Genomic DNA, 11,253 nt, shown 5'->3' with positions numbered 1-11,253 from the left:
GGACAGTTCCGGGCCGCCGGATGCGGGTCGTCAGTTCCGGGTCGCCACAGCAGATCCGGGTCGTCTGGCCGGAAGCGACCCGGGCTGCCTGGCCGGATTGTGGTCCGGCCGGGCGCCCGGCGTGGGTTCCGTCACGGCGGAGCGCGAAGAGACTAGGGAATTTCCCACTGTCCGCCCTAGTGGAATGGGGTGGCCGGGCACCGGACCGTAACGGCTGTTGATCCGTGTGACAATGCCGTACGGGTCCCGGATGTCCCGCAGTTCCGGACCGCCGGGCGGTCCGGATCGCTCGACCCAGGTCTGAGGAGGATGCGACACGATGACGACGTCCACCGAGGAGAGCCTCTGGGCACGGTGCTTCCATCAGGCGCCGGACAGCCCGAGACAGCTCTTCTGTTTCCCCCACGCGGGTGGCTCGGCGTCTTTCTACTTCCCGGTGTCCGCGCAACTGTCGTCCGTGGCCGAGGTGTTCTCGGTGCAGTATCCGGGACGGCAGGACCGGCGCAAGGAGATCAGCCCCGACGACATCGACACCATGGCCGACCAGGTCTACGCGGCACTGCGCAGACAGCTGCACACGCGGCCGACGACGTTCTTCGGGCACAGCATGGGCGCGACGCTCGCCTTCGAGGTCGCGCGGCGGTACGAGGCGGACGGCGGTGAGCTCTCCCGGCTCTTCGCCTCGGGGCGGCGTGCGCCGTCGCGCCACCGCGACGAGAAGGTGCACCGCCTCAGTGACGACGGGATCGTCGCGGAGCTGAAGCTGCTCTCCGGTACGAATTCGGCCCTGCTCGGCGACGAGGAGATCCTGCGCCTCATTCTGCCGGCGATCCGCAGCGACTACCGCGCCATCGAGACCTACCGGTGCGAACCGGGCGCGGTCGTCCGAGCGCCGATCTCGGTGCTGACGGGCGACAGCGATCCGAAGACCACGCTGGACGAGGCCGAGGACTGGCGCGGACACACCACGGGAGCGTTCGAACTGAAGGTCTTCCCGGGCGGGCACTTCTTTCTCAGCGCCCAGGCGCCCGCCGTGATCGCGCTCCTGCGGAACCACCTGACGTCCGGCGGCTGACGCCCACGGTCCAGCCTCCGGGGCCACGCACCACCATCTCCTCCCGCACACACCATCCCTACACACCGTGCGGAGCACCGAACACCGCCGAACGCCGTACTCCGGAAGGGAGTTGCTCTTCCGGCACGGTGTTCTGCCCGGGAAACCGCGCCGTTGCCCGTATAACACGATCTCGTTTTCCGGGCGAGTTCTGGCGTCTGCAAGACGGTGGTGAGTGATCCAGTCCGCGCGGGGTAGTCCCCAGGCATCGATTGGTCGATGACCTGCTCAGCGCGCCCGGAGCCACCGGCGCCAGTGGCTCCATGGGTACGGGATCCGTGATCACGCACCCGCGCGTCCGGTCGATTGTTGTTCCTTCAACTTTGTTGTGCGGGATGCCATCGGCGAGTCAGTGCGTCTGTTGTGTCCCCCGAGATGCGAGGAGACCTTGATGCTGGATCAGGCCGATCTCATGGGTTTGTCCAGCGCTCTGGTCGGCCGCGCCGGTGAGCTACGGGTGCTGACGCGCCACGCCGAGGCCGCGCGCGCCCGGCGCGCGGGTCTGGTGCTGCTGTCGGGACCGGCCGGTATCGGGAAGACGAGCCTGCTCCGGGCCTTCCTGAAGACCGACGCCTGCCGGAACATGGCGGTGCTGTACGGCTCGTGCCGCCAGGTCGTGGGCGGCGCCGGATACGGCGGCGTGCGGGAGCTGTTCGGCTCCCTCGGCCTCTGCGGCGAGGACGCCGGAAAGTCACCGTTGTTGCGCGGTCTCGCCCGGCGCGCGCTGCCCGCGCTCACCTCGGGACCCGCCGACGACGCGACGGCGGGCGCTCCCGGCGTCTATCCCGTGCTGCACGGGCTGTACTGGCTCGCGGCGAATCTGATGGCCGACCGTCCGCTCGTACTGGTCCTGGACGATGTGCAGTGGTGCGACGAACGCTCCCTGCGCTGGGTCGACTTCCTGCTGCGGCGCGCCGACGGTCTGCCGCTGCTGGTCGTGCTCGCACAGCGCGGCGAGGCCGAGCCCGTCGCGCCCGTGGCCCTCGCGGACATCGCCGCGCAGCACGGTCCCACTCTGCTCCGGCTCGCACCGCTGACCATCGAGGACGTGGCGGAGATGGCACGCGGGATCTTCCCCGACCAGGTCGAACCAGGCTTTGTCGAGCGCGCCGCCGCCGTCTCCGGCGGCAATCCCTTCACTCTCAGCCGGCTGCTGGCCGAACTGCGTGCCGAAGGTGTACGGCCCGACGAGAAGGGCGAGCGCAGACTCGCCGAGGCCGGCGGCCAGGTGATCACTCTCTCGGTCGGCGCGCTGCTGGACCGTCAGCCGTCCTGGGTGCGCGAGGTGGCCAGAGCGATCGCGGTCCTCGGCGAGGAGACCGCCGATCTTCTCTCCGCGCTGGCCGGTGTGCCGCCCTCGCTCGTGGCCGATGCCATGCTCGTCCTGCGGCGCGCCGAACTGATGGCGCCGGGACGGCCGGATCTGGTGCATGACGTGGTGCGTTCGGCCGTGCTCGAACCTGTCGGCGCGCGGGCCCTGGCCGAGCTGCGGACGGCGGCGGCCCTCCTGCTGAGCGACGCGGGCCGGCCCGCCGAGGATGTCGCGGGCCTGCTGATGCTGCTGCCCGCCGTGACCCAGCCCTGGATGCCGGGAGTGCTCCGTGAGGCCGCGGTCCAGGCCGGGAACAGAGGCGCGCCCGAGGCCGCGGTCCGGTATCTGCAGCGGGTGCTGGAGGTCGAGCCGCACAGTGTGCCGGTCCGCGTCCAGATGGCCACATCGCTGGCGGAGATCAATCCGCCGGAGGCCATCCGATTGCTGGAGGAGGCACTGGCCAGGGCCGGTGACATCCGTACGAGGGCGCTGGTCGCCGTGCGGTACGGGATGACATGTCTGGCCGTACAGCAGGCGCCGACCGGGGTCCGGGTGCTGGAGGAGGTCCTGGCGGCCCTGGAGGTTGAGCTGCCGGCCAGACCCGATCCAGCCGACCGCGAGCTGCACACCCTGGTCGAATCGGTCCTGCTGATCATCGGCGCGGACGAGAAGGCGACGGTCCGCGCGGCCAGGGACCGGGCCGCGCGGCTGGCCTTACCGCCCGGTGACACCCGTGCCCAGCGGCAGAAGCTCGCGATGATGACGGTGCTGACCGCGATGGACGGCCGCTGCGCCGGGCGTACGGTCGAACAGGCCCGTCGGGCCATGCGCTTCCCCGGAGCCGAGCTGGAGAGCTGGTCGCTGATCGCCTCGTCGTTCGCGCTCGGCCTCGCCGACGAGGTGGGCGAGGCCCTGGACGCGCTGGACGGTCTGCTCCAGCACAGCCAGGAGACGGCCGCGGTCTGGACCTATGTGCTCGGGCTCTCCGCCCGCGCCTTCGTACTGCACAGTGTGGGCGCCGTCCCGGACGCGCTGGCCGACGCGCAGACAGCCATCGAGATCATCGGCGAGGAGCGTTGGGGCGACAGCGCCGCGCTGCCGCAGATCGCGTTCGCGACCGTGCTGCTCGACCGCGATGAGCCCGCGCGCGCCGAGGAACTGCTCCTCGGGATCAAACGGCCGCGTCTGGACCGGTTTGTCATCGAGTACCACTGGTATCTGATGGCCCGTGCCCGCGCCCGGTGGGCGCTCGGCGACCGGGAGAGGGCCCTCGCCCTCTTCCTGGACTGCGGCGAATCGCTGAAGGAATCGCGGTTCACCAATCCGGCGTTCCTTCCGTGGTGGGCGGAGGCGGCCTCGCTGCTCGCCGTCATGAACCGCGCCGACGAGGCCCGGGAGATCACCGAGTACGGCGCCGAACTGGCCGCCGGATGGGGCACGGCCCGCGCGCTCGGTCTCGCGGCTCTCGCCCGAGGTGTGATCACACCCGGCGTGGCGGGCATCGAGCTGCTCACCGAATCGGTCCGTATCCTGGCGGGCTCGCCCGCCAGATCCGCGCACGCCCAGGCCGAATTCCTGCTCGGCCGCGCGCTGTTGAAGACCGGCGACCAGCGTGGCGCCCGCGAGCATCTGCGTACGGCCACCGACCTCGCCCAGCGCTGCGGCACGCTGGCCCTCGCCGGGACCTCCCGCAAACTGCTGGTCACCGCCGGCGGCAGGATGCGGAAGATGAGCGCCTCACCGCTGGACATGCTGACCGGGATGGAGCGCAGGGTGGCCGGTCTCGCCGCCTCGGGAGCGAGCAACCGTTCCATCGCGGAGTCCCTCTTCGTGACCGTACGCACCATCGAGACGCATCTGACCAGCGTCTACCGGAAGCTGGGTGTCAGCCGACGGACCGAACTGGGCGCCATTCTGCACACTCCGGACATCCCCGATGGACAACCACCCGGCTGGGTGATCGAGTCACGCTGGCGACGCTGAAGCGAACTGAGCGAGGCGGTGCGCGTGACTGGCCGGAATGACAAAAGTCTGAGCACGCGGTCCACGGAGTGGACGTACGGCCCGGACATCCACGGTGATGAACTTCCGCTGTTCGAGCGCCGGCCCGAGCAGACGGTGCTGCACGCGGTGCTGGCCGAACTGAGCGGTGGGCGCGCGGCGGTCGTGACACTGACCGGGAGACCGGGACACGCGCAGAACGCCCTGCTGGGCTGGGCCGCCCGGCTGGCCCGGGAGAGCGGATCACGGGTGCTGCGCGCACAGGCGGCCCCGGCCGAGCGCGAGCTGCGGTACGGAGTGGTCGCCCAACTCATGACGGCGTTGTACGGGCCTGCCCAGGTGGGCGCTCCGGCGCGTGAGGACGGTCAGGTCCCGCACTCACTCCGGGCCCTGACCGGACCGGATGAGCACGAGCAGTACGAGCCTCAACCGCTCCCGGGACTCCAGGGACTTCTGCGCGCCGCGCGCAGCACACCGACGCTGCTGGTCGTTGAGGACACCCAGTGGCTCGACGCCGCATCCCAGCATTGGCTGGAGACGCTGGTCCGGCGGCTGACTCCGGACACACCGCTCGTGATCATGGCGAGCGGCAGCGCGCTGTCCGCCGGAGGACCCGACTGGCTGAGCGCACTCCCTGCGGCCCCGGTGCCCACCAAGCGGCTTGTGGTGCACGGGCTGAGCGAGGGCGGCGTCGCCGCGGCGGTACGGCTGATCTGCGGCGCCTCCGGCGACCCGCGATTCACCCGGGCGGCCAGGACGGCCACCGGAGGCAATCCCACCGCGCTGTACGAGGTGCTGCGGCGCTTCGCCGGTCATGGCCATGAACCGGTCGCCGCCCGGCTGTCCGAGCTGAAGGCGATCGCCGCGGCGGTCGTCGGCGATCTCGTCACCCACGCGCTGAGCGGTCTGCCCGCCGAAGTCACCACGCTTTTGCGGGCGTTGGCGGTCTGCGGCGATCTGCTGCCCTTCTCGCTCGTGTGTGCCGTGGCAGGACTGCGGCCGGCCGTCGGCCGGGACCTGCGCGCGATGCTGGAGGCCGCCGGTCTGATCACCTCTGTCGGAATGAAGGCCCTGATCTGTCCCATGGTGAAGGCCCGTCTGCTGGAGGACATGCCCGCCGGTGAACGGGCCGCTCTCCACTCCAGGGCCGCCGAACAGGCCTACCGGGCATCCGTGAACGACGAGGATCTCACTCATCTCCTGCTCCGTTCACCACCGTTGGGCTCCTCCTGGGCCGTCCCCGTACTGCGCCGGAGCTTTGCCGCCGCCCTGCGCGCCGAGAACCACGACAACGCCGTCGCGTGTCTGAGCCGCGCGCTGCGTGAGCCGCTGGAGCCGGACCGGCGAGCCCGGCTGAGCCTGGAACTGGCCGCCGTCGAAGCGGTCCGTTCACCCGAGGCCGGTGACCGCAGACTGGCCGAACTTGTACGCGCGGGCCGCGATGTCCCGGACGGGCTGAGGATTCGCGCCGTCGATCTGGCGCTGGCCCGGGGCAACAGCGACGCGGTACGCAGATCCGCCGCCGAAGCGCTGCACGACGCCCGCGACGGCGAACGGGACGCACTGATCGCGCTGTTCTGGCTGGCCGACGGGGCCAAGGACGACACCGAGCCGATGGTGCCCGAGGTGCCCGCGCTCCCCGACCGACCTTCCGGGCCCGCCCAGGCGGGCGTACGGGCCTGGCAGCTCGCCGCACGCGGCGAGGACCGGGAGATGACCAGGGAGCTGGCCGGTGCCGCGCTCGCCGGCGGCGGGCCGGGCGCCGCGCTGTTCCTTCCGCGGCTGGCCGCCTGCAAGGCACTGATCCTGACCGACGACTGCACGGAGGCGGCCACCGAGCTGACCGCCCTGCTCGCCGCCGCCCGCCGCGATCACCTCCCGGCCGCGGTCGCGCGGGTGCTGACCGTACGGGCCGAACTGCATCTGCGTACGGGCATGCTCGACGCCGCGGAACGGGATGCCGAGGCCGCCGAGCGCGCGTTGCCACCGGCGAGCAGCCATCCGCTCATCGCGCCCGAGCTGATGGCCCTGCGGATCGCCACCGCCCTGGAGGCGGGACGTCACGAACGGGCGAGGTCGCTCGCCGCCGCGCCCGCGCCCGCCGGAGCGGCGGACGGTGTGGCCTGGTCCTCGCTGCTGCTCGCCAGGGCGCAGCTCGCCGCCGTCGACGAGCGGTGGACCGAGGCGCTGGAGCTGTCCAAGGAGTGCGGCCGGCTGCTGCTGCGCCGCGGGTGGAGCAATCCGGCGCTGCTGTGCTGGCGCCCGCTGGCCGCCACGGCGGTCCGGGCGCTCGGCGACCGCGCCGAGGCGGCCCGCCTGAGCCTCTCGGAGCTGACGCTCGCCCGCCGCTGGGGCACGGCGAGCGCGCTCGGGCTGGCCGAGCTGTGGGCCGGGCCGATGACCGGCACGGGCGGCAGACCGGTGGTCAGGGCCCGTGGCGCGACGCGCGTCCTGCGGGACTCGCCCGCCCGGCTGGCCCACGCGTGGGGGCTCGTCCAGCTCGCCGCCGCCGAGCTGGAGGAGGGCGACCGGCGCGCCGCCGCGCGTACCGCCGACGAGCTGTCCGGCTTCGTCACCGCCTATCCGTCGAGCCGGATCGCGGTGTCTGCGCGCCGGTTCGCCGAGCGGCTGGAAGAACCGGTCAGTCCGTCGCCGTCCACGCTGCCGCGCGAGTGGACAACGCTGTCGAAAGTCGAACAGCGCACCGCGACCTTCGCCGGGCGCGGCCACGGCAACCGGGAGATCGCGGAACTGCTGTCGGTGAGCAGGCGCACGGTGGAGCTGAGACTGAGCAACACCTACCGCAAGCTGCGTATCACTGGTCGTGAGGAACTGTGCGAGCTGGTAAGGACCATGGAAGGACGGCCGACGGATGCTTCTTGAGCGGGACACCGAACTGGCGCATGTGGGCGCTGCTTTGAGAGCCGCAGAAGAAGGCATGTCGTCGTCCATAATGCTGTCCGGTCCGCTCGGCATCGGAAGATCCGCCCTGCTGCGGCGACTGCCCGGCCTCTGCGCGGGCGAGGATGTACGCGTCCTGCGCGCGAACGCCGCCGCGATGGAACAGGACTTCGCCTTCGGGGTGGTGCGCCAGCTCTTCGACAGTCTGGTGGCCGGTGCGCCGGAGGAGGACCGTACGCGCTGGGCGCAGGACGCCTGCGACATCGCACACGGCACCGAGGACAGCCGGGCCGCCGTGTCCGAGGCGGTCCTGTACGGCCTCCGGTCGCTGCCGGCCGGCCTCGGCGAGAACGGTCGGCTGCTGATCCTCGTCGACGATCTGCAATGGGCGGACGTCCCTTCGCTGCGCTGGCTCGCCCATCTCGCCAAACGGCTGGACGGACTGCGCGCCGTACTCGTCTGCGCGCTCCGGGACGGAGAGCCGAGGGCCCGGCATCCTCTGGTGCGCGAGGTCGCCCACGCCGCCGCGCGTGTGCTGCGGCCCGCGCCGCTGTCGCTCGACGCCACCCGGGCCCTGATCCGCGAGCGGCGCGGCGGCCCGGGACACGAGGAGTACGCACGCGCCTGCCATGAAGTCTCCGGCGGCAACCCGCTGTTCCTCATGTCGGTACTGCTGGGCACCGCGGCGCGCGGCTTCCCGCCGACCGCGGACCACATCGGCCAGGTGCGCGCACTGCGGCCCGCCGAGCTGCGGGACCGGCTGGCGAGCCATCTGCGGACCCAGACACCCGCCGTACGCGATCTGGCCGCGGCGATCGCCGCGTTCGGAGACCACGCGGAAGCCGCGCTCGTTGCGCAACTGGCCGGACTGGACGAGATCGGCTTCGGCGCCGCGCGCCGCGCGCTGGACGAGACAGGGCTGCTGACCGGTGCCCGGGAGCCGCGCTTCACCCACCGTGTCGTCCAGGACGCGATCGAGTCCTCGATGACACCGGCCGAGCGCGAGCGCTCGCACGCCGACGCGGCGGATCTGCTGTACCGCAGCGGCTGTCCGGCCGAACAGGTCGCCGCCCATCTGATGGCCGTCACCGGTCCGGGCCGCGCCTGGTCCGTACCGGTGCTGCGGTCCGCGGCCGACACGGCGCTGCGCCGGGGCGCGCCGGAGACCGCGGCCCGCTATCTGCGCCGCGCGCTGCTCGCCCACCGCGCCCAGGACACCGGCCGGGCCAGGCTGCTTGTCGATCTGGCCACCGCGGAGCGGGCGTTCGACGCGGAGGCGTGCGAGCGCCATATCATCCAGGCGATACCTCTGCTCACCACCGCCAGGGACCGCGCCGCCGCGGCGCTGCGTATCCCGCCGACACTGCTGGGCGCGATGCCTGCGGCGACGGCCGCGCTGCTGCGCGCCGCCGCCGCCGAACTCGGCGCGCCCGCCGCCCTGGACGGACCGGCGCGCGAGCTGGCACTGCGCCTCGAAGCACGGCTGCGGCACTGCGGGCACGAGAATCCGGGAGAGCTGGCCTCGGCGGCCGAACGCCTGCGTGAGCTGGGCGAGGATCCACCGCTCGGCTCGGCCGGCGAACGCGAGCTGGTGGCCGTCCTGCTCTGCGCGGGCACGCTCACCGGCCGGCTCACCGCGGCCGGAGCGGCCCGTACGGCCAACCGCGTCCTGGAACGCGAACCGGCCGCCTCGGCGGGCGCGTACACCGCACTGCCACTGGTCGTGATGACACTGTTCGCGGCGGAATCGATACGAGGTGTCGGCTCCTGGCTGTCGAGCGAACAGCAGACCGGACGGCAGAACACGACCGGCGCCGACGGTGTACTCCTCTTCGCGGAACGGGCGTTGGCCCTTGTCATGCAGGGCAGGCACGGCCAGGCGCGCGAATATGTCGAACGCGCCATGGGACTGGCCGACGCGGACTGGCGCGAGACAGCCGTACTCGTCCTGTGCGCCGTCGCGTTCGAACTGCGCGATCCGGCGCTCGGCGAGCGCATCCTGAGCCGGGCCCACGCACGCAGGTTCACGGGCCTGGCCGTGACCGTGACTCTACGGATCCTCCAGGCGTCGGTGGACGCCCAGCGCGGTCACCGCGCCAGGGCCCTGGAGAGCCTGCTGGCCTGCGGCCGGCGGCTGGAGGACTCGGGCTGGCAGAACTCGGCGCTCTTTCCCTGGCGGCCTCACGCGATCGGCCTCCACCACCGGCTCGGTGACTCACACACCGCACTGAGACTGGCCGAGGAGGAGCACACCTGGGCCGCGGCCTGGGGAGCGCCGACCGGACTCGGGCGTGCCCTGCGGCTCAAGGGCTGGCTCCACGGCGGCCAGGGCGTTCCTCTGCTGCGCGAGGCCGTCGGCGTACTGCGCGGCTCCTCGCACCGTCTCGAACTCGCCAGAACGCTGGTGCTGTTGGGCCGACGGCTCGGCGGCGGCCCGGAGGCGGAGTCCGCCCTGCGGGAGGCGGGCGCGATCGCCGCGGCCTGCGGCGCTCCCTGGCTGGTCGAACAGGCCGAGCACGGCCTCGGTACGCCCGCGCCGCCGCCGCGGACGGCCGTGCTCACCCGCAGTGAGCGCCGCGTCGTCTCCCTTGTCGGCCGTGGCCTCACCAACCAGGAAATTGCGGGTGAACTCGGTGTGAGTTCCCGGGCCGTCGAGAAACATCTTACGAATTCCTATCGGAAACTCGGCATCTCGGGCCGGCATGAGCTGGCGGGCGCTCTGCCCGCGTAGCATGCGAACACATATGTGTTAACGGCGTGCTACGGACGGTGTGACCGGTGCGACGGCTGCGCCCGGTGGTTCGGTCACACCGTGCGGGACAAACCTCAGGAGAACCTCAAAGGCGGCTCAATTGCGGGATGGTTGCCCGGCAGGACCCGCCCGGCATGCCGGGATTTGCCCATCCCGTGCCCTCGCCATTGCGGACCGAACCTTCCCCGGGTTCGACCACAGCTTTAGCCCGATGAACAGGGGAACTTGTTGACGCGCGAGCGCGGAGTTACCTAGTCTCAATTTCGGTAAATGGATAACCGGTCAATGAGCGCAGGTAAGGCCGGATACCACTGCTAATTGACGCATAGCGTCGTTGTCAATTCCCAGAGAACCGGGGGACCCGAAAGGATGGCGGTCTCGTGGCGATTGCCGCACTCGTAGACTCGGCGCAGCTCAACTCCACCGAACTCGTACCTGACCAGCACGGGCGCGGAGGTGCCCAGCAGTTCGACCAGGCGGGGCTCTGTATGGCCTCGCTCGACCCGGCCCTGACCATCCAGCAGGCGAACCAGGAGTTCTTCCGTCGCTTCGGCGACTCCTCGGCCGGTGTCTGCGGACGCAGCTTCCGCGAGCTGGTGCATCCCAGCGTCCAGCAGCCGCTGATGCGTCAGTTCTCCCGGCTGGTCGAAGGTAAACGCCAGCGGTTCGCCTCGCATGTGGTGGCGCTGGGGCCGGAGGACTCCGCGTTCGCAGGCATGCTGACAGCCGCGGCCGTCAGTGGCGAGACTCCTGACGTGGCCGCGATCCTGGTGCTCATGCGCTCGTCGGAGAACGCGGCCGACGCGGGCGTGGTGACCAGCCAGAAGAAGATCCTGACCGAGATCGACGCACGGATCCTCGAAGGCATAGCGGCGGGTCTGTCGACGATTCCGCTGGCCTCACGGCTCTATCTGAGCCGGCAGGGTGTGGAATACCACGTCACCGGTCTGCTGCGGAAGCTGCGGGTGCCCAACCGGGCCGCCCTGGTCTCCCGCGCCTACTCGATGGGCGTTCTCAACGTCGGTACCTGGCCGCCCAAGGTGGTCGAGGACTTCATCAAGTGAAGCCGCCGGGCCGCCGGAAGCGGCCCGGCGAGCAGCCCGCACAGAACTGTGGAGCCCATCGATGGGCTCCACAGTCTGGCTCTTATACACCTCTGTCGCTGCCGGCGAT

General features: G+C 71.3%; 5 protein-coding genes. All 5 read left to right on the top strand.

Translation table 11 applies throughout. The annotated features are described in order from the left end of the window. Positions 1 to 319: 319 nt before the first annotated feature. The 5 genes from ACFV6H_RS17600 (at position 320) to ACFV6H_RS17580 (ending at position 11,144) form a co-directional block, all read left to right on the top strand. Positions 320 to 1,075 carry a thioesterase II family protein gene (locus tag ACFV6H_RS17600; RefSeq protein ID WP_385542614.1) on the top strand — a complete coding sequence of 252 codons (756 nt, stop codon included), beginning with the start codon at positions 320 to 322 and terminating at the stop codon, positions 1,073 to 1,075. Between the two features lie 430 nt (positions 1,076 to 1,505). Then, a complete protein-coding gene (locus tag ACFV6H_RS17595; RefSeq protein WP_385542611.1) occupies positions 1,506 to 4,409 on the top strand; it encodes an AAA family ATPase in 2,904 nt (967 codons plus the stop codon). Between the two features lie 24 nt (positions 4,410 to 4,433). Beyond that, positions 4,434 to 7,310, top strand: a complete 2,877-nt coding sequence (locus ACFV6H_RS17590; RefSeq protein ID WP_385542608.1) for an AAA family ATPase — start codon at positions 4,434 to 4,436, stop codon at positions 7,308 to 7,310. 55 nt (positions 7,311 to 7,365) lie between these two features. Beyond that, on the top strand, positions 7,366 to 10,059 hold the full coding sequence (locus ACFV6H_RS17585; protein ID WP_385542605.1) for an ATP-binding protein: 2,694 nt from the start codon (positions 7,366 to 7,368) through the stop codon (positions 10,057 to 10,059). Between the two features lie 401 nt (positions 10,060 to 10,460). Beyond that, the gene (locus ACFV6H_RS17580) at positions 10,461 to 11,144 is read left to right on the top strand and encodes a LuxR C-terminal-related transcriptional regulator (protein WP_385542602.1); all 684 of its coding nucleotides are present in this window, start codon (positions 10,461 to 10,463) and stop codon (positions 11,142 to 11,144) included. Positions 11,145 to 11,253: the final 109 nt, after the last annotated feature.

The organism is Streptomyces sp. NPDC059743, assembly GCF_042732975.1.
Taxonomy (GTDB): domain Bacteria; phylum Actinomycetota; class Actinomycetes; order Streptomycetales; family Streptomycetaceae; genus Streptomyces.
Note: the sequence above shows the minus strand (reverse complement) of the source record. Positions and strands in the feature narration are given on the sequence as shown.